Annotated in this window: 25 protein-coding genes; 11 read left to right on the forward strand and 14 right to left on the reverse strand. The window is 70.4% G+C overall.

Annotated elements, in window-relative coordinates; genetic code table 11:
- Positions 1–163: 163 nt before the first annotated feature.
- Positions 164–646: a rhodanese-like domain-containing protein gene (locus AB0D12_RS22540; RefSeq protein WP_362685603.1), complete on the reverse strand. Its 483-nt coding sequence runs from the start codon at positions 644–646 to the stop codon at positions 164–166.
- Between the two features lie 94 nt (positions 647–740).
- Here AB0D12_RS22540 and AB0D12_RS22545 point away from each other — a divergent pair, with 94 nt between their 5' ends.
- Positions 741–1,187 carry an Lrp/AsnC family transcriptional regulator gene (locus AB0D12_RS22545; protein ID WP_362685606.1) on the forward strand — a complete coding sequence of 149 codons (447 nt, stop codon included), beginning with the start codon at positions 741–743 and terminating at the stop codon, positions 1,185–1,187.
- Here the strand turns inward: AB0D12_RS22545 and AB0D12_RS22550 are convergent.
- The 3 genes from AB0D12_RS22550 to AB0D12_RS22560 are packed head-to-tail and all read right to left on the reverse strand — an operon-like array spanning position 1,177 to position 6,263.
- Complete coding sequence (locus AB0D12_RS22550) at positions 1,177–4,431, reverse strand: SMC family ATPase (protein WP_362685609.1); 3,255 nt, start codon at positions 4,429–4,431, stop codon at positions 1,177–1,179. The two genes, AB0D12_RS22545 and AB0D12_RS22550, sit on opposite strands and share 11 nt — an antisense overlap.
- Positions 4,428–5,594, reverse strand: coding sequence for an exonuclease SbcCD subunit D (locus AB0D12_RS22555; RefSeq protein WP_362685612.1), 1,167 nt, complete (start codon positions 5,592–5,594; stop codon positions 4,428–4,430). The genes AB0D12_RS22550 and AB0D12_RS22555 overlap by 4 nt, the downstream gene beginning before the upstream one ends.
- Before the next feature lie 42 nt (positions 5,595–5,636).
- On the reverse strand, positions 5,637–6,263 hold the full coding sequence (locus AB0D12_RS22560) for a YigZ family protein (RefSeq protein WP_362685615.1): 627 nt from the start codon (positions 6,261–6,263) through the stop codon (positions 5,637–5,639).
- 62 nt (positions 6,264–6,325) lie between these two features.
- Between AB0D12_RS22560 and AB0D12_RS22565 the strand changes: the two genes are divergently transcribed.
- The gene (locus AB0D12_RS22565) at positions 6,326–6,733 is read left to right on the forward strand and encodes a CoA-binding protein (RefSeq protein ID WP_362685617.1); all 408 of its coding nucleotides are present in this window, start codon (positions 6,326–6,328) and stop codon (positions 6,731–6,733) included.
- A gap of 26 nt (positions 6,734–6,759) precedes the next feature.
- Positions 6,760–6,960, forward strand: coding sequence for an AAC(3) family N-acetyltransferase (locus AB0D12_RS22570; RefSeq protein ID WP_362685619.1), 201 nt, complete (start codon positions 6,760–6,762; stop codon positions 6,958–6,960).
- A gap of 20 nt (positions 6,961–6,980) precedes the next feature.
- Here AB0D12_RS22570 and AB0D12_RS22575 read toward each other — a convergent pair whose 3' ends face one another.
- On the reverse strand, positions 6,981–7,544 hold the full coding sequence (locus tag AB0D12_RS22575; protein WP_362685621.1) for a YbaK/EbsC family protein: 564 nt from the start codon (positions 7,542–7,544) through the stop codon (positions 6,981–6,983).
- A 44-nt stretch (positions 7,545–7,588) separates the two neighbouring features.
- The gene (locus AB0D12_RS22580) at positions 7,589–8,161 is read right to left on the reverse strand and encodes an XRE family transcriptional regulator (protein WP_362685623.1); all 573 of its coding nucleotides are present in this window, start codon (positions 8,159–8,161) and stop codon (positions 7,589–7,591) included.
- Positions 8,162–8,254: 93 nt separating this feature from the next.
- On the opposite strand from AB0D12_RS22580, the gene AB0D12_RS22585 reads away from it, so the two are divergent.
- Positions 8,255–9,121 (forward strand): DMT family transporter, encoded by an 867-nt coding sequence (locus AB0D12_RS22585; RefSeq protein ID WP_327322091.1) that lies wholly within the window; start codon positions 8,255–8,257, stop codon positions 9,119–9,121.
- A gap of 8 nt (positions 9,122–9,129) precedes the next feature.
- Here the strand turns inward: AB0D12_RS22585 and AB0D12_RS22590 are convergent, their stop codons facing one another.
- Entirely contained in the window at positions 9,130–9,870 is a 741-nt protein-coding gene (locus AB0D12_RS22590) for an acyltransferase (RefSeq protein ID WP_362685625.1), read from the reverse strand.
- Positions 9,871–10,092: 222 nt separating this feature from the next.
- Between AB0D12_RS22590 and AB0D12_RS22595 the strand changes: the two genes are divergently transcribed.
- Positions 10,093–10,623 (forward strand): gamma carbonic anhydrase family protein, encoded by a 531-nt coding sequence (locus AB0D12_RS22595; RefSeq protein WP_362685628.1) that lies wholly within the window; start codon positions 10,093–10,095, stop codon positions 10,621–10,623.
- Between the two features lie 22 nt (positions 10,624–10,645).
- Here AB0D12_RS22595 and AB0D12_RS22600 read toward each other — a convergent pair whose 3' ends face one another.
- Together AB0D12_RS22600 and AB0D12_RS22605 are read right to left on the reverse strand one after the other, a co-directional pair.
- Positions 10,646–11,308 carry a DedA family protein gene (locus AB0D12_RS22600; RefSeq protein WP_362685631.1) on the reverse strand — a complete coding sequence of 221 codons (663 nt, stop codon included), beginning with the start codon at positions 11,306–11,308 and terminating at the stop codon, positions 10,646–10,648.
- Between the two features lie 95 nt (positions 11,309–11,403).
- Positions 11,404–11,841, reverse strand: coding sequence for a DUF4442 domain-containing protein (locus AB0D12_RS22605; RefSeq protein WP_327328217.1), 438 nt, complete (start codon positions 11,839–11,841; stop codon positions 11,404–11,406).
- A 110-nt stretch (positions 11,842–11,951) separates the two neighbouring features.
- Between AB0D12_RS22605 and AB0D12_RS22610 the strand changes: the two genes are divergently transcribed.
- The gene (locus tag AB0D12_RS22610) at positions 11,952–12,977 is read left to right on the forward strand and encodes a hypothetical protein (protein WP_362685634.1); all 1,026 of its coding nucleotides are present in this window, start codon (positions 11,952–11,954) and stop codon (positions 12,975–12,977) included.
- 126 nt (positions 12,978–13,103) lie between these two features.
- Here the strand turns inward: AB0D12_RS22610 and AB0D12_RS22615 are convergent, their stop codons facing one another.
- From AB0D12_RS22615 to tuf, 5 genes are all read right to left on the reverse strand, one after another.
- Positions 13,104–13,331: a hypothetical protein gene (locus AB0D12_RS22615; RefSeq protein ID WP_362685637.1), complete on the reverse strand. Its 228-nt coding sequence runs from the start codon at positions 13,329–13,331 to the stop codon at positions 13,104–13,106.
- A gap of 20 nt (positions 13,332–13,351) precedes the next feature.
- Positions 13,352–14,278, reverse strand: a complete 927-nt coding sequence (locus AB0D12_RS22620; RefSeq protein WP_362685640.1) for a trypsin-like peptidase domain-containing protein — start codon at positions 14,276–14,278, stop codon at positions 13,352–13,354.
- A gap of 654 nt (positions 14,279–14,932) precedes the next feature.
- Entirely contained in the window at positions 14,933–15,778 is an 846-nt protein-coding gene (locus AB0D12_RS22625) for a fused MFS/spermidine synthase (RefSeq protein ID WP_362685643.1), read from the reverse strand.
- 4 nt (positions 15,779–15,782) lie between these two features.
- Entirely contained in the window at positions 15,783–16,622 is an 840-nt protein-coding gene (locus AB0D12_RS22630) for a patatin-like phospholipase family protein (RefSeq protein ID WP_362685646.1), read from the reverse strand.
- 65 nt (positions 16,623–16,687) lie between these two features.
- Entirely contained in the window at positions 16,688–17,857 is a 1,170-nt protein-coding gene (gene tuf, locus AB0D12_RS22635; protein WP_362685649.1) for an elongation factor Tu, read from the reverse strand.
- Positions 17,858–18,389: 532 nt separating this feature from the next.
- On the opposite strand from tuf, the gene AB0D12_RS22640 reads away from it, so the two are divergent.
- The 5 genes from AB0D12_RS22640 to AB0D12_RS22660 all read left to right on the forward strand — a co-directional run bounded on the left by AB0D12_RS22640 (position 18,390) and on the right by AB0D12_RS22660 (position 21,870).
- Complete coding sequence (locus AB0D12_RS22640; RefSeq protein WP_362685652.1) at positions 18,390–19,169, forward strand: TVP38/TMEM64 family protein; 780 nt, start codon at positions 18,390–18,392, stop codon at positions 19,167–19,169.
- 138 nt (positions 19,170–19,307) lie between these two features.
- Positions 19,308–20,183, forward strand: coding sequence for an undecaprenyl-diphosphate phosphatase (locus tag AB0D12_RS22645; protein WP_362685655.1), 876 nt, complete (start codon positions 19,308–19,310; stop codon positions 20,181–20,183).
- A gap of 54 nt (positions 20,184–20,237) precedes the next feature.
- The gene (locus AB0D12_RS22650; protein WP_362685658.1) at positions 20,238–20,411 is read left to right on the forward strand and encodes a hypothetical protein; all 174 of its coding nucleotides are present in this window, start codon (positions 20,238–20,240) and stop codon (positions 20,409–20,411) included.
- A gap of 57 nt (positions 20,412–20,468) precedes the next feature.
- Positions 20,469–20,684 carry a hypothetical protein gene (locus AB0D12_RS22655; protein ID WP_362685661.1) on the forward strand — a complete coding sequence of 72 codons (216 nt, stop codon included), beginning with the start codon at positions 20,469–20,471 and terminating at the stop codon, positions 20,682–20,684.
- 28 nt (positions 20,685–20,712) lie between these two features.
- Positions 20,713–21,870, forward strand: a complete 1,158-nt coding sequence (locus tag AB0D12_RS22660) for a methyltransferase (protein ID WP_362685664.1) — start codon at positions 20,713–20,715, stop codon at positions 21,868–21,870.
- Position 21,871 lies beyond the last annotated feature (1 nt).

A 21,871-nucleotide genomic window follows, 5' to 3' on the forward strand; every position in this document is an offset into this window, starting at 1 on the left:
GGTACGGCCCGGGCGAGCGGGCATTACGCGTGCGACAACGATGCCGTACTCGATGTCATCCTGCGGGCGGCAGTCCGGTGCCGACTCCAGCGCATCGGACGCACTGTTCCTGCGCCCGTACCCGTCCGTCGTGCGGTAGCGGATTGCGGGTGGCGGGTCCGGATCAGCAACCGCAGTCGTCCGAGTCGAGAGGCGCGGTCAGCGGGTCGGCGTCGCGCTTGCGGCTGCCCTCCCAGGTCTCGAACTCGAATCCCTCACGGGCCCAGTACTCGAAACCGCCGAGCATCTCCTTCACCTGGTAGCCGAGTTCGGCGAGGGCCAGAGCCGCGCGCGTCGCTCCGTTGCAGCCGGGGCCCCAGCAGTACGTGACGACCGGCACCGACTTGTCGAGCAGCTGCTCGGCCTGTTCGGCGATCAGCGCGGTCGGCAGATGGACCGCACCGGGCACGTGCCCCTGGTCCCAGGACTCGGTGGAGCGGGAGTCGAGGACCACGAAACCCGGGTCGCCGCCGGCCGCCAGCGCCGAGGCGACATCGGAGACATCGGCGTGAAAGACCAGGCCGGCCGCGAAGTAGGCGGCGGCTGCCGCGGGCGAGGCCGGCGGCACGCGGAGGACGGGGTTCGTGGCGAGCTGCGTCGTAGTCATGACCGAAAATCTACGGTCGGGGATCGTTTCCCTGAAGTGAGATTTCCCGGAACATGTCTTGATCGGCCGGGGATTTCCCTGCTATTTCTCGAGCATGACCGGATATTCACCGGACGCCACGGATTGGCGCATCCTCGAAGCCCTGCAGAGCCGGGGCCGGGCCAGCTTCGCCGAGCTGGCCAGGGTCGTCTCCATGTCGTCGAGCGCCGTGACCGAGCGGATCCGCAGGCTGGAGGAGGCCGGGGTGATATCCGGATACACCGCGGTGGTGGAGCAGGAGCAGCTCGGTCTCCCCATCCTCGCGTTCGTACGACTGCGCTATCCGAACGGCAATTACAAGCCGTTCCACGATCTGCTGGAGAACACACCCGAGATCCTCGAGGCCCACCATGTGACGGGCGACGACTGCTTTGTACTCAAGGTCGCCACCCGCTCGATGAAACACCTCGAGGAGGTCTCCGGGAAGATCGGCGCGCTCGGCTCGGTGACGACGAGCGTCGTCTACTCCTCACCGCTGCCGCGCCGGGCGATCAGCCGCTGAGCGGCGCGGCATGCAGGCGCACCGCCGAGCCGTGCCGTTCCTTGACGACCTCCAGCTGGGCGGGGATCCGTCGGCGCAGATCGGCGACATGGCTGACGATGCCGACGCTGCGATCCCGCTCGCGCAGCGAGTCGAGCACGTCGAGCACCTCGTCCAGGGTCTGGTCGTCCAGGCTGCCGAAGCCCTCGTCGATGAAGAGGGTGTCCAGCTGTACGCCGCCGGCCTCGCCGGTGACGACGTCGGCGAGACCGAGCGCGAGCGCGAGCGAGGCGAAGAAAGTCTCGCCGCCGGAGAGGGTCGCCGTGTCACGCTCACTGCCGGTCCAGGCGTCGACGACATGCAGTCCGAGCCCGGAACGCTTGCCGCCGGCCCGGGCGTCGGAGTGCACCAGGGTGTAGCGGCCGGACGACATGCGCTGCAGCCGTACGGTGGCGGCGGCCGCGACCTGCTCGAGGCGGGCCGCCAGGACGTACGACTCGAGGCGCATCTTGCGCTCATTGTCTGCGGAGGTGCCCGCGGTGAGTCCGGCGAGGCGGGCCACCCGGTCGTACTCCTCGCGCAGCGGGCCGAGCCTACGGACTTCCAGCACAGCCTGCCGGGAGAGCCGGGCGAGCTCCGCGCACCGGTCGCGGGCCGCGGCGAGCCCGGACGCGGCGTCGCGCAGAGCACGCTCGGCGGCGTCATGGGCGGCCCGAGCGGCTTCGGGGTCGGCGGCGCTGTGCTCGGCGGCGCTCCGGGTGTCCGCTTCGGCCAGCCGGTCGGCGACCGCGGCGGCCTCGGTCTGCCAGGCGTCGATCCGATGCTGGAGGTCACGCTGCTGCGCGTCGCCGAGCAGCGCGGCGGCCGCGGCGCTCGGTGTGTCGAACCCGGCCCGGAACGCCGCGTCGGCCAGCCGGTCGTCGGCCTCCTTCAGTCGCTGCTCGGTGGCGTCGGCAGACCGTACGGCCTCGGCCGCCTCGACGAGCAGCCGCACACGGCGCTCCAGCAGCGCGGAGTGCTCGGCGACGCTGCCCGCGCCGCCTCTGGCCCGCGCCAGTTCGCTTTCCAGCGCCGCCTGTTCGCGGTCGAGGGCCTCCCGCTGCGAAGTCCGCGCGGCGGCGCGCCGCTCGGCCTGCTGCTGCGCGCCAAGCCGCTCCTCACGCTCCCGCTCGGCTCGGTCGAGCGCCTCGCGGGCGGCGTGCATACCGGAGGCGAGGCTGTGCGCGTCCGTGTGCTCGCGCTCCAACTGCTCGACGAACAAACGCAGTTCACCGGCGTCGGGGTCGTCGCCGTCGGCCGCCACGCCGGAACGCCGCACAGAGTTGCCGACCGTGTCCCGCACATCACCGGTCGCGGCCTCGGCACGCCCCACCCCGCCGCTCGTCGCATCGAGCTCCACGTCGCCAGTCCTTGGTCCGGCCTTGGGCCGGTCGAGCGCGTCGCCGGACCTCACCTCCGGGACCTCCGACCCCCAGGCCTCGGCAGCCCGGCTCCCCGCGTCGCCCCGCGTCCCAGCCCCCGTCGGCCTGAGCCGCGCCGCCTCCCGCGCCGTCGTGAACGCCTCGCGTACCACGGCCAGTTCACGTTCGGCGTCCGCCTTCGCCCCGTCCGCCCGTGCTGAGTCCTGGTACGACGCTTCCTCCGCCGTACGGTCGACATGCCCGTCCCCGGCGCGGGCCGGCGCAGGGTGTTCTGCCGAGCCGCAGACCGCGCACGGCCGGCCCGGCACCAGCCCGGCTGCCAACTCCGCCGCGATGCCCCGCAGTCGGCGCTCCTTCAGGTCGAGCCAGCTCTCGCGCGCGCTGTTCGCTCGGTCCCGGGCTGTACGCAGCTGCTCGTCGGCCTGCTCGGTGCGCGCCCTGAGCCGGTCCCGTTCACTTGCCGCCCGCAGCCTTCGGCGGGCCGGTTCGAGCTGTCCGGTCAGGTTCTCGGCGCGGGTGGCCGCCTCCTGCGACGCCACGATCCGCTCCTGGTGGCTTCGCCGGACGCCCTCCCAGCCGGACAGCCAGCCCGCCGCGTCCTGGATGATGTCGTCGTCCGCCCGGGCCTGGCGGTCCAGGTCCGCGCGTTCGCGGGCAATCTCCGCGCTGCGGCGCTCCGCGCGCCGGGCGGCTTCGAGGCCGCCCAGGTCCTGGCGCAGCTTGCGTTCGAGCCCCGCCAGCTGTTCCGCGCCGGCCTCCGCGAGGTCCGGCGGAAGTACGGACCGCGCACGCTCCCGTTCGGCGTCGGCGCTGCGGTGCTCCCGTTCGGCGTCGTCGCGCAGCCTCAGCGCGGGCCCCACCAGCTCCGCCTTGCGGGCCCGCTCCAGCCGGGCCGCCAGTTCTTCGCGTTCGGGGCGCCGCACTTCGAGCGCCTCGGCCCGCTGACGTGCGTCCTGGTACCGCTGCTGCAGCCGGGCGAGTTCACGCCCGGCGTCCAGGGCGTGCCGGGCGGCGGCCTGCCGGCTCTCCGTCGCGGCCAGCGCCCAGTCGGCGATGTCCAGCATCTCCCGCGCGCCCGCGCGGGCGACGGCCGCCCAGGCGAGGACGGCCGCGGCGAGCCCGGGGTCGCCCGGCTGCTGTTGCGGCGGCGGCCAGTCGCCGGCCACCGCGCCCGCGGCCTGTTCCATCCGGTGGGCGATCGCGAGCAGCCGCTCGTCACCGGCGCGTACCTGCTGCTCGGCCACGCGCCGCTGTTCGGCGAGGCGTTCCTCGACGGCGGCGAAGCGGCGGGTGTCGAAGAGCCGTCCAAGTAGCTTGCCGCGCGCCTCGGCGTCGGCGCGCAGGAAGCGCGCGAAGTCTCCCTGGGGCAGCAGCACCACCTGGCAGAACTGGTCGCGGCTCATCCCTACCAGCTGAGTGATCTCCTCGCCGATCTCCTGGTGGGAGCGGCTCAGCGACTGCCACTCGCCGATCCCGGCGTCGTACTCGCGCAGCCAGCTCTGGGCCCGTTCGGTGGTGAAGCCCTTGCCGTTCTTCTTGCGACGCGGCTGGGCCGGACGGCGTTTGATCTCCAGTCGCCGTCCGCCCACGGTCAGTTCGACGCACACCTCGGTGGGGGTGACGGCCGGGGCGTGGTCGCTGCGCAGAGACGCGCCAGGGCTCTGTCGTGCGCCCGGCACCGCCCCGTACAGCGCGAAGCAGACCGCGTCGAGGACGGAGGTCTTGCCGGCGCCGGTCGGTCCGTGCAGGAGGAAGATCCCGGCGGTGGACAGCGCGTCGAAGTCGATCTGCTGGCTGGAGCCGAAGGGGCCGAAGGCGGTGAGAGTCAGCTGATGCAGTCTCACCGGGCCACCTCGCGCACACCCTCGTCCACCCGTACGTCGTCGAAGGCTCCGCGCAGTACGGTGCGTTCCCGGTCGTCGGGCCCGCTGCCGCCGCGCACATGAGCCACGAAGTCCTCCGCGATCTGCTGGTCGCTGCGTCCCTTCAGCCGCTGTGCGTACGAGGTGGCGGTGTGCTCGCCGGGGCGCTCCGGCTCGAAGACGAGGCTCAGGGTGTGCGGGAACCGCTCGGTGAGGCGCGCCATCGGTTCTGCCGGGCGCACCGGATCGGTGAGGGTCGCCTCGACGAACGACTGCTCGTGCCGGACCAGCGCCGGATCGTCGAGCAGTGCGTCGAGCGTGCCGCGCAGCCGGGCGAGAGCGCGCGGCACGGGGCAGTCGATGCGCTCGGCGGTGAGTTCGCCCCGCGCCCCGAGGTCGATGAGCCACATCGTCTTGCGGTGATGGGCCTCCGAGAAGGAGTAGGCGAGCGGTGATCCGGAGTAGCGCACGCGCTCCGTGATGGTCTGGCAGCCGTGCAGATGTCCGAGTGCGGCATAGTCGACACCGCGGAACACGGCGGAGGGCACGGCGGAGACTCCTCCGACGGTGATGTCCCGCTCGCTGTCGCTCTCTTCGCCGCCGGCGACGAACGCATGCGCGAGGACAACGGACCGGGTGCCCTCCTCACGCGTCGCGAGATCGGCCCGTACGCGCTCCATCGCCGCGCCGAGTACGGCTTCGTGGCGTGCCTTCTCCGTCTTGAACTCTCCCCTCACCAGGGAGGGTTCGAGATACGGCAGCCCGTAGCAGGCCACCGCGCCGTGCGCGTCGCTCAGCAGCACGGGCGTGCCGCACCCCGCCGGATCGGTGCGCAGATGTATGCCGGCGCGCTCGATCAGCCCCGCGCCGACGCCGAGCCTGCGCGCCGAGTCGTGGTTCCCGGAGATCATCACGGTCGGCACGCCTGCGGCGGCCAGCCGGTGCAGCGCCTCGTCGAAGAGTTCAACTGCCGCCAGCGGCGGCACGGCACGGTCATAGACATCTCCTGCGACCAGCACCGCGTCCACGTCGCGCTCGCGCACCGTCGCCACCAGGCGGTCCAGGAACGCGGCCTGGGCGTCGAGCAGGCTCACCCGGTGGAACGACCGCCCCAGGTGCCAGTCCGACGTATGCAGGAATCTCATGATCCTCGAGAGTAACGGTGGGGTCGGACATCACAGGCGGCTTCAGGCATCTCCGTACGCTTCACCGCCGAGTTCCAGTACCGCCGTCCCCGCCGTCGCGTCGGCCAGCCAGGAACGGAAGTCGTCGATGTCGGCGTCCGGCAGCCCGATCTCCATGGTGACGGACTCCGCGTACCGCACCTCGCGCACATCCCGCCCGGTCGCCCGCAGATCGTTCTCCAGCTTGCCCGCCCGCTGGTGGTCGACGGTGACGGTGGCCAGCCGGAAGCGCTGCCTGGTGAGAGTGCCGAGCGCGTCCAGGGCTTCGCCGACCGCTCCCCCGTACGCCCTGATCAGCCCGCCCGCACCGAGTTTCACACCGCCGTAGTAGCGGGTGACGACAGCGACGACATAACGGACTTCTCGCCGCATCAGCATCTGCAGCATGGGTACGCCCGCCGTACCGCCCGGTTCACCGTCGTCGCTCGCCTTCTGCACGGCGGCGTCGGCACCGATGACGTACGCGAAACAGTTGTGGGTGGCGGTCGGGTGCTCCTTGCGGATGCGTGCGACGAAGGCCTGCGCCTCCTCCTCGGTGGCGGCGGGGGCGAGCGCGCAGATGAAGCGCGATCTGTTGATCTCGGTCTCGTGCACGCCCTCGCGGGCGACCGTCCGGTACTGCTCCTGCATTCCGCCACCCTATGCGCCGCCCGGAGGGGAATGCTCCGCGCCGGCCGCCCGTTGTGCCGGGCATGTACGCAGACGCAGAGACGATCCGCAGGATCCTGACTTCGACGGGTGACACCTGGGCGGTGGTCGGCCTGTCCAGCAACGAGACGCGGGCCGCGCACGGCGTCGCCGATGTCCTCCAGCGCTATGGCAAGCGCATCGTGCCGGTGCACCCCAAGGCCGAGACGGTCCATGGTGAGCAGGGTTACGCCACGCTCGCCGACATCCCCTTCGAGGTCGATGTGGTCGATGTCTTCGTCAATTCCGGCCTGGCGGGTCCGGTCGCGGACGAGGCCGCCGCGATCGGCGCGAAGGCGGTCTGGTTCCAGCTGGGTGTGATCGACGAGGATGCCTACGGGCGCACCCGCGCGGCCGGTCTCGACATGGTCATGGACCGCTGCCCGGCCATCGAGATCCCACGGCTCGGCTGAGAACCCACCAGCGGGGTGGAGCCGCATTGGAGTACGAGGACGTGGATCTGGACGACAGCGATTTCGCCGCTCTCGGGGCGGACTTCGAACGCGGCGCGAGCGGCGGAAGTGTACGGACGGGTCGGGTGGGTTCGGCGCACAGCCGACTGCTGGGGCTGGTCGACGCCGTCGACTTCGCGCAGGGGTGGCTGCGGGAGCACCGGACGGCGCAGGCGGTGCCGGAGTGAACACCGCCGCGCCGGGGCTTTCAAGAGGGCCCGACTCCCAGTCCCTCGACGAGGACGGCGTTCGGCAGGCCGGCGAAGGCCTTGCCCGGAAGGATCAGTTTTCCGCGCCGTCGCCCACTGCCGATCAGGACCCACTCCGTGTCGACGACGGCGGAGTCCACCAGGAGTGGCCAGTCGGCCGGCAGCCCGATCGGCGTGATCCCGCCGTACTCCATACCGGTCTCGCCGGTCGCTGTGTCCATGGAGGCGAACGAGGCTTTGCGCGAGCCCAGTTGTCGGCGTACGACGCCGTTGACGTCGATCCGCGTGCTGGAGAGGACGACGCAGGCGGCCAGCGTGGACTCGCCTCCCCGCTTGCCCGCGACGACCACACAGTTCGCCGACACGTCGAGCAGCTCCTGCCCGTAGTGCTCCACAAAGACCGCGGTGTCGGCGATCTCCGGGTCGGTGTCGACGTAGATCAGTTGCTCGACGGGGACATCGCCGCGCCGGCCGCGGACCGCGTCGGCGACCGGCGGGGGCAGTAGGCCGAGGCTGTCGTCGGCGGGCCGGGCGTCGTCGAAGTTCCCGATGGGGGCGCGCATGCGCGCAACGCTAACAGCCGTGCCCTCGCCCGCGATTGATCGTCTCAGCGTACGGGCGGGATGGAGACCGCCATGGTCATGTCGACGCTCTCGTCGCCGTCGTTGCGATAGGCGTGCGGAACGTTCGCCTCGAAGGTCGCGGAGGTCCCGGCCGGTACGGAGTGAGGCTTGCCGTCGACGACGAGGGTGAGCTCGCCCGCGGTGACATGGAGCAGTTCGACCGTCCCGTCGGGGTGCGGGTCGGAGGCGCTTTCGTCGCCCGGCATCAGCCGCCAGCCCCACAGCTCGAGCGGCCCACGGCGCTCGGTGCCGACCAGCAGGGTGGTGTAGCTGCCGGTCGAGGTGGACCACATGCGTACGGCCTGCTCCGGAGGTACGAGGCGGACCTGCGGCCCCTGCTCGTAGTCGAGGAGCGTGGTGATGCTGACGCCGAGAGCGTCGGCGAGTTTCACTGTCGTCCCGACACTCGGATTCGTACGTGCCTGCTCGATCTGAATGATCATGCCGCGACTGACCCCCGCCCGAGCGGCGAGAGCGTCGAGCGTGAACCCCCGCTCGCCGCGCCAGCGTTTGAGATTACGGGCGAGCGACTGCGTGAGCTGGTCGAGGTCCGACACAATCCGTCCAATATATTGGATGACAGAGTTCAATAGACTGTACTACCGTGTGGTGCACCCAAACGTTCACTGCACTGTACTGCGAGGCTCGTCATGACCGCACTGTTCGCCCTGGCCACCAGCTTTCTCTGGGGGCTGGCCGACTTCGGCGGCGGACTGCTGACGCGACGTACCCCGGCACTCACGGTCGTCGTCGCCTCGCAATCGATCGCGGTCGTGGTGCTGGGCTCGATCGTCCTCGCGACCGGCGGCTGGCAGGAGGCAGGTCCACAGCTCTGGTATGCCGTCGCGGCGGGCACGGTCGGCCCGGTGGCGATGCTGAGCTTCTACAAGGCACTCGCGCTGGGCCCGATGGGCGTGGTCTCGCCGCTCGGATCGCTGGGCGTCGCCGTGCCCGTCAGCCTCGGGCTGATCATCGGCGAGCGGCCGGGACTGCTCCAGTTCGCCGGTATCGCGGTGGCCGTGGCCGGCATCGTGCTGGCGGGCGGACCCCAGCTGCGCGGTGCGCCGGTGCAGCGGCAGGCGATCCTGCTGACGCTGCTCGCCGCCTTCGGTTTCGGCGCGGTGATGTCACTGATCGCCGAGGCCTCGACCACCATCACCGGGCTCTTCCTGGCGCTCTTCGTCCAGCGCGTCACCAATGTCACGGTCGGCGGCGCGGCACTGTACGTATCGGTGAAGCGCGGCGCCCGGGCGCTGCCGGAGGACGGCGGGATGCGGGTCATCCGGTCCTCGCTGCCCGCTCTCGCCTTTGTGGGACTCGCCGACGTCGCGGCCAACGGCACCTACTCCATCGCCGCGCAGCACGGCCCCGTCACCATCGCCGCCGTACTCGCGAACCTCTACCCGGTGGTCACGGTGCTCGCCGCACTCGTGATCCTCAAGGAGCGGCTGCGCCTGGTCCAGGCGACCGGCGCCGGTCTCGCACTGGTGGGCACGGTGCTGCTCGCGAGCGGCTGAAACACGCGCTAGGAGTCCGGCTCCAGGTCCGCGAGCGCCACCAGCTGCTCCGGAGTGACGCCTTCCGGAATCGGTACGGGAGCGGGCGTACGCAGCGGAGGCTCCCAGCCGCGGACCGGATCCCAGCTCCGTACCACCCGGGCGGGGGCACCGGCCACCACCGAGTGGTCGGGCACCTCTCCTCGTACCACCGCGCCTGCGGCCACCACCACATTGCGGCCGAGCCGCGCGCCGGGCAGGACCACCGCGCCGGTCCCCAGCCAACATCCGGGACCGATCTCCACCGGCTCGGTGCGGGGCCACTGCTTGCCGACCGGCTGGTGCGGGTCGTCGTAGCTGTGGTTGGTCGAGGTGATGTAGACGTACGGACCGCAGTACGTGTCCGAGCCGATGGTCACCCTGGTGTCGGCGATGACATGGCTGCCGCGGCCCAGGACCACACCGTTGCCCAGGGTCAGAATCGGGTCGGCCCCCAGGTCCAGGCCCGGCATCATCCCGGCGGTGAGGGTGACCTGCTCGCCGATGATGCAGTGGTCGCCGAGTTCGATCCAGGCCTCACCGAAGACGGTGCCCTGCGGGAAGGCGAGACGGGTGCCGGAGCCGAGCCGGCGGAAACGCAGCCGTCCGGGGTGCTCGGCGGTGACGGCGCCCGCCTCCTGCACCCGGCGCCAGCCTCGGTGGACGGCGGACGCGAGGACGCGCCGCCGCCAGGCGGTGAGCGATGAGAACGTGTTTCTGTTCTTCGGCACCCGCATACGGTAGTCGGCCGCACCTGGGTTGATCATCGCGGTGTGCTGTGATGTTCGCCCCACGTGTCGTCCGACGTGGCGGACGGCCGAATCGGGTGCCCTCGCGCCATGGCGTACGCAAGTGCCGACCGAGCACCGGCCGAGTACCCCCTCCCGTGAGTCCCGCCCGGCCGGTCGCCTACGGTTCACCTACGCGCGACCGGTGAGCACCGAGGAGAAGGCATGGCGGAGCGGGCTTTGATTTCAGGCGTGGGCGGCAGGACCCCGAAGGTCGATCCCGGGTCGTTCACCGCGCCGACGTCCGTGGTCGTCGGCGATGTCACCCTGACTGCCGGGTCGAGCGTCTGGTACCAGACCGTGCTCCGCGCCGACTGCGGGCCGATCGTCATCGGCGCCGACAGCAACATTCAGGACAACTGCACCGTGCATGTCGACCCTGGCTTCCCCGTCACCGTCGGTGAGCGCGTATCGGTCGGCCACAACGCCGTACTGCACGGCTGCACCGTCGAGGACGACGTACTGGTCGGCATGGGCGCCACCGTCCTGAACGGCGCGCACATCGGTGCCGGTTCGCTGATCGCGGCTCAGGCGCTGGTGCCGCAGGGGATGCGCGTCCCACCAGGATCGCTGGTCGCGGGCGTACCCGCGAAGGTCAGGCGGGAGCTGACCGAGGAGGAGCTCGAGGGCATCAAACTCAACGCCGCGGTCTATGTGGATCTCGCCAAGGAGCACCGCGCGGCGCACGAGGCCTGACCGGTCCGGCCGTGAGAGCAGCTCAGTCGGCAGTGGGGACGGGCTCCGGCTCGGTCCCCGCCGGCTGGGTCTGCGACTGCGCGGCGGCCTTCTTGGCGCGGCTCTTCAGGACGAGCATCGAAGTGAGCCCGATCAGGACTGCGAGGACCAGCCCCAGCCAGGAAAACCGCTTGAGCCAGGCTTCCGCGACGACGCCGACGGAGTAGATGACGGCGGTCGTGCCGCCGGCCCAGAGGATCCCGCCGAGGACATTGGCGATGAGGAATTTCCAGTACGGCATGCGCAGTACGCCCGCGAGCGGCCCCGCGAAGATGCGCAGCAGCGCGACGAAGCGGCCGAAGAAGACGGCCCACATGCCCCACTTCTCGAACGAGCGCTCCGCCATGGCGATCTGGGCCTCGCCGAAGTGCTTGGGGAATTTCCGGCCGAGCCGGGCCAGCAGAGGCCTTCCGCCCTTGCGGCCGATGGCGTACCCGATGGAGTCACCGATGATCGCGCCGGCCGACGCGCAGCCGCCGAGGATGTACGGATTGATGTGGCCGTGCTGGGAGGCGAGCAGCGCCGAGCTCACAAGGACGATCTCGCCCGGCAGCGGGATGCCGAGGCTCTCGAGGCCGATGACCACCCCCACCAGGAGATAGACGCTCACCGCAGGGACGGTCTCCAGCCACTCCTGGACGTGCAACGCCGGTTCCTCCCGAGTTCGCGGGGCATCAGCTGCCCGGCGTGCGCCCCGTCGGCGCACGCCGGGCAGCCTACCTGGTCAGCCCCTGACCGGTTTCAGGCGTTGGGGCGCAGCGTCCAGACAATGGTCATCTCACCGGTCACCGCGCCATCCTCGCGCTGGATGGCGATGACGACCGGGAACTCGGGGCGTTCACCCGCGTCCAGTTCCGCGACGACGTCCGCGATGGGGCGGCCGAGGGTGGCGGTCGCCGTGACGACGCCCATCGCCAGCTTCTTGTAGCCGATCTCCGCTTTGACAGCGAGCGGTACGGCGCGGGTCATCTGGTCGCCGAAGGCGGCGATGACGATGGCTCCGCTCGCGGTCTCGGCGAGCGTGAACATCGCTCCGGCGTGCGGTCCGCCGACGTGGTTGTGGAAGTCGGCCTGGTCCGGCATACGGACGACGGCGCGCTCGGCGGTGGTCTCGAGGAACTCCAGGTTCAGGGTCCTGGCCATGGGAACCGTGGCGGCGAGCATCTCGCCGACGGACATCTGATCAGTGCTCATGGAACGCGATGTTACCCACGAGTAGCGCGGCTTGGCCATCCCCTGTCGGGGGTGGACGTGGCAGCGGTGAGGCGGCACCTCTATCGTTGCTCGCCATGTGGCCAGGACAGCAGCCGCCCGGGGGCGAGCAGAACCCGCAGGACCAGAACCCGTACCAGCAGCCGGGGTACCAACAGCCGAATCCGTATCAGCAGCCGGGGTACCAGCAGCCGGGGTACCAGCAGCCCAACCCGTATCAGCAGCCGACCGCGCCGCAGTACGCCGTGCCCGGGCAGCCGCCCGGTGGGCCGCAGCCGCCGCTGGACAACAAGAAGACGACGACGATCGTCGCGATCGTCGCCGCCACCGCCGTCGTCGCGGCCGCGGTGATCACCGGTGTCTTCGTGCTGAACGACGAGGACAAGGGCACGACCGACGAGAGCGGCAAGGAGGCCGGCGCCTCCAAGACGCCGGGGCCGCAGAAGCCCAGCCAGGCTCCCGCTTCGCCGACCGAGAATCCGCGCGGCGGTGAAGACGCCAAGCCCACCATCGCGGGCTGGAAGGTCGTCACCAACCCGACGCGCGGTACGCAGTTCGACGTCCCGCCCACCTGGGAGGTCGCCGGGTCGGGCACGAGCACGTTCTTCGAGGACGAGAAGAAGAAGGACGGCTCTCCCGTCGTCGTCATGTCGTCCCCGGCGCACTACAAGAGCAAGTGGTGCACGTTCGACACGGACAAGGACGGCAAGCTCGACCAGTGGGGCCTGGGTACCGTCGGCACCAAGGGCGGCAAGGGTGCCACCGACAGCGCCACGGCTGCCTACAACGAGGCCGGCAACTGGGTGTGGGCCGGCTATGCGCAGACGGAGCCCAAGGGCACGGTCAAGATCACCAAGGCCAAGCCCTACACCTCCAAGTCCGGTCTCTCCGGCAGTGTCGCGACGGCCACCGCCCTGGGCGTCAAGAAGGACAACAAGTGCGAGACCGACGGCAAGTCGGTCGCCTTCAGCTTCAAGAACAGCAAGGGTGACTTCACCAGCTGGGTCCTCTACGCCAACACGGGCGTCCCGGACGAGGTCCCGGAAGCGACCATCGCGCAGATCCTGAGCACCGTGCGGCTGGCGGGTACTCCTACCGGGTAAGTCGTCCGGAGCCGGTGGCGGACCGAGGTCCGAACGGGCGCGAGGGTCGCGGGACTTGCCCGCACCACCCGCGCCCGCCACGGCCCGGCCGGACCGGTCGGTCCCGACCGGTCCGGCTCTGCGTCCTCAGCCGTCTTCCGGCATGGGTGCCGGCCGGGCCTCCTTCGTCCGTTCCGGCGTCCAGTAGTCACGTACCTCGTCGGGGCTCTGCCGCACATCGCTGCCGGTGGTCCCGGAGTCCGGCTGCGGCTCGGGGTCCGGGGCGGCCGCGGCGGTACGCCATGCGGCCACCGCCACGACAACGGCGAGCAGAGCAGCGGCGGTTCCCCATCGGCTCAAGCTACTGCGACGCATCGACAGCTCCTGTCGGGTTGTCAGGTGACGCCGCCCTGGGCGTCGAACATCGCCTTGACGGCGTCATCGAAGTACGAGCTCCGGTTCCAGCCGCCTGCGGCGAGCGTGCTCATCGCCCCGTTGACGGACCCCAGGCCGTTGGCATCGTTGAACTCCCGCAGCCACGGCCCGCCACTCGATCCACCGCCGAAGTCACACTGGATTTCGATACGGCCGTCGCTGACCGCTCGCGTGGTGCCCTGGCATGCCCACTGGAGCTCGCCGTTGTCGCGGTTGCCCGGGTAGCCCATCACGGTCACGGCCTGGGTGCGCGAGAAGTTCCAGCTCAGTCCGTGACCGCCGGTGACATTGACGATCTTGTTGCCGTTGAGCGGCCAGGTGGTCACCATCGCCACGTCCCGGCCGAGGTCGCTGCTGCTGATCCAGGTGTTGAAGGTGCGGAACTGCTTGGCGGCGAAGGTGCCGAAGGGACGGGCGCCGGAGCGGTAGCGCGGCGCATAGGTCCAGTTTGTCATCCACGTGCCACCGCTGCCCCCGTGTACACAGTGCCCGGCGGTGATCAGCATCTGCTTGGAGGCGCTGTTGAGGGCACTGGCCGAGCAGGTGTAGTTGAGTCCGTTGCTGGGGTTGGTGAAGAACACCTTGCCCACCGCGGCGGATTCGTTGATCAGCGGCCTGACCGTGTCCGACCTTCCCTGGGCGGGCGGGGTCGATCCCGGCCGGCCGGTGGGTCCGGCCTTGCTCTGGGCGGCACGCGGCGACCCGGCCACCCGGTCGAGCGAGATGGCTGTCCTCATCCGCTCCGGTGTCCAGTAGCGAGCCAGCGCGGCGGCGACCGGCGAGTCGACCGGCGCACCGCCGGCGAGCCGTGCGGTGGCGGTGGCGGTCGTCGCGGCCGCGGCGGGGACGGCGGCGGATCCGGGCCCGGTGGGGGCGGGTTCCGCCATGGTGGGACCAGCCCCGGCCAATGCCAGCAATGCGGCAGTGGCCAGCGGTAGAAATACGTGTCTCAGACTGCGCACGAGTGATACCCCCAATGGTCGATTCGGACGCACATTGCTGGAATTCGCCAGTCAACGCGCGGAGCAGTAGCGACCGTAGGTCTGGCAAGTACCCAAGGGATAGTCAGAAATCAGTCCCTCCGCTATTCGTAGCCGTGCCGCGTATTTCAGTCAGTCCGGGTCCACCGCTTGTTTGCCGAATACTTTTGTGCGGGGTATTGACGAGTGCAGGTGCCGTATGGCGCCTTGACACGGCATCAGCAGACGGGGCGGGCGAACTCGCCTGCCTTCGCCGCACCTTGTGAAATACGGCAGCCGTGCGCGGCATTCCTGTGATGAGCCGCCGGGCGCCGCGGCCGGCTGGACGCAGAATTTGTCTGCATCTCCGCCGGAAAGCGAGGCACTTTTCCGGCGGAGTGATTAAGGCATCGCGCGGCCTTTCATCAGCCCCGTACTGTTCGACCTTGAGCCACTTAATTGATCGTCGCCGCGGGCCCGGCCGCGCCGTGCCCAGGTGCGGCTCCTGGACGGCCCTTGGGGGCTTCATGCCCCGGCATGCCTCATCGTCGAAGCATGGCCGCAGCGGCAGCCCCGACGCCCTCAGCCGATACTGAAGGCGTCGTCGGGCGGCTCGGGTGAGGCCACCGCGTCGGCGTCCCGTACCGCCGTCGCGTCCCCGATGAGCCGCTTCAGCGACGGGCCGTGCTCGACCCGGGCCGGGAAGGCGTCGGAGGCGGTGCGGCGCGCCAGGTCCGCCGTGTCGATGGGGAAGTGCGAGGCGAGCAGCACTGCGTTGCCGAAGCGGCGGCCGCGAAGTACGGCCGGTTCGGCGATCAGCGCGAGCTCCTCGAACACGGCCGCAAAGGTGGCCAGTTGGGAGCGGAGGAAGGCAAAGGGCGCGCCGTCGGCGAGGTTGGCGGCGTAGATACCGTCCGGCCGCAGCACCCGTTCCGCCGCGCGCGCGTACTCGACCGAGGTGAGATGGGCGGGCACCCGGGAGCCGCCGAAGACATCGGCGATCAGCACGTCGGCGGAGTCCTCAGGAGCCGCTTCGACCCAGGTGCGGGCGTCCGCCCCGTGCACCTCGATGCCCGATCCTTCCGGCAGCGGCAGCCGCTCTGCGACCAGCGCCAGCAGCCCATGGTCGGCCTCCACCACGTGCTGGCGCGAGCCGGGCCGGGCCCCGGCCACATAGCGGGGCAGGGTCAGTGCCCCGCCTCCCAGGTGGAGCAGATCGAGCGGAGCGCCGTCGTCCGCGACGGAGTCGACGACATGGGCGAGCCGCCGTACGTACTCGAACTCCAGATGCGTGGGGTCGTCCAGGTCGACGTAGGACTGGGGCGCGCCGTCGACGGTCAGCAGCCAGGCCCGTTCCCGGTCCACATCGGGCATGAGCTTGGCGGTGCCTCCGTCGACATCGCGGATGACGGGTATCTGCTCGTTCACACTCTCATTGTGCCCAGAGTGCGGCGACGGCCTCGGCGTGCGCGGCGGCCTGGGCCAGCCCCGCGCGGGCGGCGGGCGCCCGGAGAGCGGGGTCGCTCAGGTGACGCCCGAAGACCTTCCTGGCAGCGGCGTCCGGGGTGATGACCTCGACACGGGCGCCGGCGGCGGCGAGCCGGGCGGCCTGGGCGCGCGGCGAGACGACCACCTTGTTGCCGGAGGCGATGGGCGCGATGATGACGACCCGCTCGTATCCGGCGGCGAGATGCGCGTTCGCCGTGGAATGGACTCCCCCGTCGATCCACTTGCGGCCGTCGATGGTCACGGGCGGCCAGACACCGGGGATGGCGCAGCTGGCGGCAACAGCGTCCACCAGCGGCACACCGCTCTCCTTGTCGTAGGCCTTCAGCTCGCCCGTGACAGCATCGACCGCGGTCACGAGCAGTCGGCGCCCGGGCCATGGGTGCGAGACGAGCCGCCCGGCGATCACCTCGCGCCGCGTGGCTTCGTCGACGGTGCCGGCGGCGAGCGCCATCCGGCCGAGCTTCCGGCCGTACGCCTCGGGCGTACGGGAGGTGAGGATGGCCAGGACGTACTTGAGCAGCGGCAGAGCGAGCCGGCCGCCGATCTCCCCGTCAGGGGCGGCGAGTTGACGCTCGTACAGCTCAGCGATGCCCAGTTTCCCGGACATGAGCTGCGCGCCGACGACCGAACCGGCCGAGCTGCCGATGACGAGGTCGGCGGTGGAGAGGTCCACTCCCGCCTCGGCGAGTCCGTGCAGAATCCCGAACTCCCAGCCCACGCCGGTGATTCCGCCCGCTCCGAGTGCCAGTGCCGTGTCTGCCATCCGGTCAGTCTGGCGCACAGCACCGTGCCCGCCTCCCGTGGGTTACGGGAGGCGGGCACGGCAGGTCAGACCAGCTCGGTCACCGTGCCGGCGCCGACGGTGCGGCCGCCCTCGCGGATCGCGAAGCCGAGCCCGGCCTCCAGCGGCACGTCACGGCCCAGCTCGACGGTCATGGTGACCGTGTCGCCGGGGCGCGCGACGGCCGTCTCGCCGAGGTCGACATCGCCGACGACGTCCGCCGTGCGGATGTAGAACTGCGGCCGGTAGCCGGTGGAGACCGGCGTGGTGCGGCCGCCTTCCCGCGCCGACAGGACGTACACCTGCGCGGTGAAGCGGCGGCTCGGTACGACGCTGCCGGGCGCGGCCACCACATGGCCGCGGCGCGCCGCGTCCCGTGGCATCCCGCGCAGCAGCAGCGCGACGTTGTCGCCTGCCTCGGCTGACTCCATCGGCTTGCCGAACGTCTCGAGCCCGGTGACCACCGTCTCCGTGTCCGCGCCGAGTACCTGTACGCGGTCGCCGACGCGGACGGTGCCGCGCTCGACGGCGCCGGTGACGACCGTGCCTCGCCCGGTGATGGTGAGGACGTTCTCCACCGGGAGCAGGAACGGCGCGTCCGTGTACCTGACGGGCATCGGCACATAGGTGTCGACGGCGTCGAGCAGCGCCTCGACGGCGGCGGTCCAGCGGGGGTCGCCCTCCAGCGCCTTCAGCCCGGAGACCCTGACGACCGGTGCGGCGTCACCTCCGTAGCCATTGGCCGTCAGCAGCTCGCGGACCTCCAGCTCCACCAGGTCGGTGAGCTCGTCGTCGCCCGCGTCCGCCTTGTTGAGGGCGACGACGATGTGGTCGACGCCCACCTGGCGGGCGAGCAGGACATGCTCGGCGGTCTGCGGCATGACGCCGTCGAGCGCGGAGACGACGAGGATCGCCCCGTCCAGCTGGGCGGCTCCCGTCACCATGTTCTTGACGTAGTCGGCATGGCCGGGCATGTCCACATGCGCGTAGTGCCGGGTGTCGGTCTCGTACTCGACGTGCGCGATGTTGATGGTGATGCCGCGCAGGGCCTCTTCGGGGGCCCGGTCGATCCGGTCGAAGGGCACGAAGGTGCCGGTCCCGCGCTCGGCGAGGACCTTGGTGATGGCGGCGGTCAGCGTGGTCTTGCCGTGGTCGACGTGGCCCATGGTGCCGATGTTGAGGTGCGGCTTGGTGCGTACGTATGCCGTCTTGGGCATGGCTGATTCCCTCGGTCTTCCTCGGAACTCGAAGCGTGATGGGACCCCTGGGCCTTGCCGACCCTCCCCCTGTGGGGTCCGCCGGACGATCCGGGAAGGGTCAGCTTCGGGCGCCGTCGAGGGGCGCTGCGGCAGCGGCTGCGACCGCTGCGGGGAATGCGGCAGCCTTCGGCGCGTCCGCGACTGCGGACGGCGCTGCGAGGAAGGCGTACCGGAACATGTCGTTGATATTCGCCTACGGCCGTGGCCGCGTCGAATGGTTTTCCGCGTACGGGAGTTCAGCAGGTCAGAGGCGCTTCGTGGCTTCTCGGGCGGACAGTCGAGAGCCGGTCGCGGGCGCCGTCGACGAAGTCGCTCACCGCGTCCGCATCACCAGCGGGCCGTCGACGTGCGAGGCGAGCGCGTCGACGGTGTCCCACCGGGTGACTGTGACGACGGGCCGGCGGGCACCGGCAGCAAGCCGGACGAGCAGCCCGGGCCCATCAGGCTCACATTACGGCGATCACATCCCTGTGTCGGTTAGTCTCCCCGGATGCTCGAGCCCGTCCCCAGGCCGTCCGCCGGCCTCGCCATCCGCTGTACCAGGGCGCTGTTCTCGCCGTGGTCGCGGCTGTCGCTGCTCGTGGCCGTGCTTGCCGCGGCGGCGGTGACGGTGGTGCTGTACGAGCCGCAGCGGCTGCTCTCGGCAGGCTGGCCGCCGCAGTTGAGCGGCGGCGCCGCGGTCGTTATGTTCGGTGTCGCGTACGGGGCGTGCACGGCGGCGTTCGTACCGAGGCCGCTGCTGAACCTGGCGGCGGGAGCGCTCTTCGGCTCGCAGGCCGGTTTCGTCTCGGCGCTGGCCGGGACGGTGCTGGGGGCAGGTATCGCGTTCATGCTCGGCCGGGTGCTGGGCCAGGACGCGCTGCGGCCGCTGCTGCGGGGCCGCTGGCTGAAGGCCGCCGACAGTCAGCTGAGCCGGCACGGCTTCCGTTCGATGCTGGCGCTGAGGCTCTTCCCGGGTGTGCCGTTCGCCGCGGCCAACTACTGCGCGGCCGTGTCCCGCATGGGCTACATGCCTTTCCTGCTGGCGACGGGCCTGGGCTCGGTCCCGAACACAGCGGCTTATGTGGTGGCGGGCAGCCGGGCGGGTTCGCCGACGTCACCGGCGTTCCTGATCGCGATGGGTTTCATCGTGCTGACCGGGGCGGGCGCGGCCGTGATCGCCTGGCGCAAGCGTCACGGGCTGCGCGGCGCGGCTACCGCTGAAGACCACCGAGCCACGGGCGCAGCCGCCCCGGAAGCGTCGCGGCGGACGGGGCCGGACGCCAACTGAGGGTGCCCCCGTGGGATCCCCCAGGGGCTGCGGCATTCCGGTTCACCCAAGGACGCTACGCTGCCTCACAACTGGCGCATGATCGGGAACGCTACGCGCCGTCAGACCGTGATCATTTCTTGGGTGGCGTAGTTTTCGATGTCTTGGTTCGAATCATTCATCCTCGGGCTCGTCCAGGGGCTGACCGAGTTCCTTCCGATCTCCTCCAGCGCGCATCTGCGGCTCACGGCCGCGTTCGCCGGCTGGCACGACCCGGGCGCGGCGTTCACGGCTATCACTCAGATCGGGACGGAAACCGCTGTCCTCATCTACTTCCGCAAGGACATCGTCCGGATCATCTCCGCCTGGTCCCGTTCGCTGATGAACAAAGAGATGCGCAGCGATCACGACGCCCAGATGGGCTGGCTCGTCATCATCGGCTCGATCCCGATCGGTGTGCTCGGCGTCACATTCAAGGACCAGATCGAGGGCCCCTTCCGTGATCTGCGGCTGATCGCAACGACCCTGATCGTGATGGGCATCGTCCTCGGCATCGCCGACCGTCTGGCCGCCCGTGACGAGACGGGCGGCAAGCACCGCGCCAGCAAGGAGCGCAAGACCCTCCAGGAGCTGAGCGTCAAGGACGGTCTGATCTACGGCGTCTGCCAGGCGATGGCCCTGATCCCCGGCGTCTCCCGCTCGGGCGCCACGATCAGCGGTGGTCTGCTGATGGGCTACACCCGTGAGGCGGCGGCACGCTATTCGTTCCTGCTGGCCATCCCGGCCGTCCTGGCCTCCGGTGTCTTCGAGCTGAAGGACGCGAGCCAGAGCGGGCATGTGTCCTGGCCGCAGACGATCTTCGCGACGATCATTGCCTTCGCGGTGGGCTACGCGGTGATCGCGTGGTTCATGAAGTTCATCACTACGAAGAGTTTCATGCCGTTCGTGATCTACCGGATCCTGCTGGGAATCGTGCTGTTCATCCTGGTCGGCACGGATGCGCTGAGCCCGCACGCGGGTGAGTCGGCCGGTTGATGCTTCCGGTCGCGGTGAAGACGGCCGTCATACCGAGACCGTACCTTGGTGGGCATGTCCCCCTCTCCCCGCGAGTCGGAAGCTGCGTTGTCCGCCACCGAGCTGAACACCCGGATCCGTGAGCTGTGGGCGGACGGGGAGCTCCCCGACGACCGGCGGCAGGAGTACGAGGCGCTCGTGGTGGAGTGGGCCGCGGCGGCACTCGAGGACGTCCAGCCCGCCGCCTGAATGCGGACCCGTACCCCTCGACCTGCGGTCCCGGCGGCACCGGGGCACTCTGGGGACATGGCCTGGCAGGCACCGATCGTCGTGGATCCGCCCTCTCCCGGAGGCGGGCGGCGTGTCACCGTGCGCGGAGAGATCGTCGGCCTCGCGCACAGCGACAGGGACCTCATCGAGTTCCTGCGGCGGGCCGGGCTCGAGGACGCGGACATGATCCTCGACGACCCCCACCTCGTCGAATGGCGCGGCGGCCGCGCGCACCAGGGGTACGCGGCTTGAGGAATCACTCGGCTAGCCTGAGCGCACAATGAACCGTTTGACGACGTCATGGGGCGAGTTCGACCTCGCCCGCTTCCCCGAGGATCCTCGCGACCAGCTCCGGGCCTGGTCCGCGGCCGATGAATACCTTCTCCGGCGGCTCAAGGGGATCGACGACGCCGGGCCCACGGACCTCTCCGGCACCGTGGTCGTCGTCGGCGACCGGTGGGGCGCCCTGGTCACCTCGCTCGCGGAGCACCGTCCCGTACAGATCACCGACTCCTTCCTCGGCCAGCAGGCGACCCGGGCGAATCTTGCCCGCAACGGGATCGACCCGGACTCGGTGCGGCTGCTGTCGGTCAGGGAGCTGCCGCCGGAGCGGATCGACGTACTGCTGATCCGGGTGCCCAAGAGTCTCGCGCTGCTGGAGGACCAGCTGCACCGTCTCGCGCCCGCCGTCCACCCGGACACCGTCGTCATCGGTACGGGGATGGTCGCCGAGATCCACACCTCCACGCTGAAGCTCTTCGAGCGGATCCTCGGTCCGACCCGGACCTCACTGGCGGTGAAGAAGGCGCGACTGATCTTCTGTACGCCCGATCCGCAGCTCGCCCAGGTCCCCAGCCCCTGGCCGCTGCGGTACGCGCTGCCCGCCGATGTCGGCGCGCTCGCGGGCCGGAAGGTCACCAACCACGCGGGCATCTTCTGCGCCGAGCGTCTCGACATCGGTACGAGATTCTTCCTCCGCAGCCTGCCGGAGCGCAGCGGCGCCGAGCGGGTTGTGGATCTGGGCTGCGGCAACGGGGTGATCGGCACGGCCGCCGCGCTGGCCAATCCGGAGGCCGCGGTGACGTTCGTCGACGAGTCGTTCTCCGCGGTGGCCTCGGCCGAGGCCACCTACCGGGAGAACGTCGCTTCGGACGCCAAGGCGGAGTTCGTGGTGGGAGACGGACTCTCCGGCGTGCCGGACGGGACCGTGGACCTGGTGCTGAACAATCCGCCGTTCCACTCGCACCAGGCGACGACGGACGCGACGGCCCGCCGGATGTTCGGCGGATCGCGCCGTGTGCTGCGTCCCGGAGGGGAGCTGTGGGTCATCGGCAACCGCCACCTCGGCTACCACGCGAAGCTGCGCCGCCTCTTCGGCAACTGCGAAGTCGTCGCGAGCGACCCGAAGTTCGTCGTCCTGCGAGCGGTCAAAAGCTGAC

Source organism: Streptomyces sp. NPDC048479 (assembly GCF_040651435.1).
Classification (GTDB): Bacteria; Actinomycetota; Actinomycetes; order Streptomycetales; family Streptomycetaceae; genus Streptomyces.